The organism is Nitrososphaera sp. (genome assembly GCF_050748925.1).
Lineage (GTDB): Archaea > Thermoproteota > Nitrososphaeria > Nitrososphaerales > Nitrososphaeraceae > Nitrososphaera.
Genome location: NZ_JBOGQF010000262.1, coordinates 1 through 1,030, shown reverse-complemented (window position 1 = coordinate 1,030; position 1,030 = coordinate 1). Strand labels below are relative to the sequence as shown.

Annotated in this window: 3 protein-coding genes; 1 reads left to right on the top strand and 2 read right to left on the bottom strand. The window is 57.6% G+C overall.

From position 1 onward, the window contains the following. Together ACREAY_RS12140 and ACREAY_RS12135 are read right to left on the bottom strand one after the other, a co-directional pair. Positions 1 to 548 (bottom strand): ArgK/MeaB family GTPase (locus tag ACREAY_RS12140; protein ID WP_431756024.1); only part of this gene is annotated, 548 nt, incomplete at its 3' end. 45 nt (positions 549 to 593) lie between these two features. Next, positions 594 to 761, bottom strand: a complete 168-nt coding sequence (locus tag ACREAY_RS12135) for a hypothetical protein (protein ID WP_431756023.1) — start codon at positions 759 to 761, stop codon at positions 594 to 596. 104 nt (positions 762 to 865) lie between these two features. On the opposite strand from ACREAY_RS12135, the gene ACREAY_RS12130 reads away from it, so the two are divergent. Continuing rightward, positions 866 to 1,030: cobalamin B12-binding domain-containing protein (locus tag ACREAY_RS12130; RefSeq protein ID WP_431756025.1), on the top strand; the 165-nt coding region annotated here is incomplete at its 3' end.

Here is a 1,030-nt window from a genome sequence, read left to right as displayed (position 1 = left end):
ATTTCAGTCAGGCCGGCCTTTACCGCCTGCACGTTGTCGCCCGTGTGCGGCGTAAACACCACCGCGGTCAGGTCGACCACCCGGGATATTTCGACTTCTAATTGACCTGCGCCAACGCTTTCGACCAGCACAAGGCTGTAGCCGGCCGCGTCCAGAACCCTGATCGCGTTTCGCAGCGACTTTGACACGCCTCCCACCGCGCCCCTCGACGCCATGCTCCTCATGAACACCTTTTCGTCGTCGAGGTTTCCCTGCATCCTGACCCTGTCGCCAAGTATCGCGCCGCCGGTTATCGGGCTCGTCGGGTCTACCGCAAGGACCGCCACCTTGTACCCGAGCGCCTGGCACTCGGGTATCAGCCTGCCCACAAGCGAGCTCTTGCCAGCCCCGCCCGGCCCGGTGAACCCGACCGTCCTTGCGCCCCCAGTCTGGCCAAAGATCTGCTTTATTATTTCGCGGGACTCTGGCTGGTCGTTGTCGATAATGGAGATGGCCCTTGCAACGGCGCGCCTCTCGCCCGCAAGCAGGCCCTTCACTATGGGAAGCAACATCCCAATGTTGTAGAGCGTACAATATTAACGAATTCTTGGCGGCTATTCTCTGAGCGATTCTGAAATAATGTCGGCAAGCCTGTCGTTGCCCTGGCTGCGGTACTTCTCAACCTCGTGGACCAGCTGCTCTTTCAGCTGCCTGTAGAGTTCAACCTGTTCTCTCACGGTCTTTTCCCTTATCTCCTCGACTTCCTCAGATGGCGAGGCCATGCAATATTATGGCGGCTTTTGTATTTATGACTTCGGTACGGGCTTGACAAGTCACGTCCGAATTGAATAAATATTTTAAGCGGAACAGCCAACCTCCAAGTATAATGTCGGCGCAGCAACAGCAGGCAAGGCCATTACGCGTACTTGTGAGCAAGCTAGGGCTTGACGGCCACGACAGGGGAGCCCTCGTGATATGCAGGGCGTTCCGGGACGCCGGCATGGAGGTCATTTACTCTGGTCTGTTCTGCACGCCCGAGCAAGTGGCAAGC

Coding starts and splice junctions, on each gene's coding strand:
- ACREAY_RS12135 (WP_431756023.1), bottom strand. CDS start 761: ATGGCCTCGCCATCTGAGGAAGTCGAGGAGATAAGGGAAAAGACCGTG.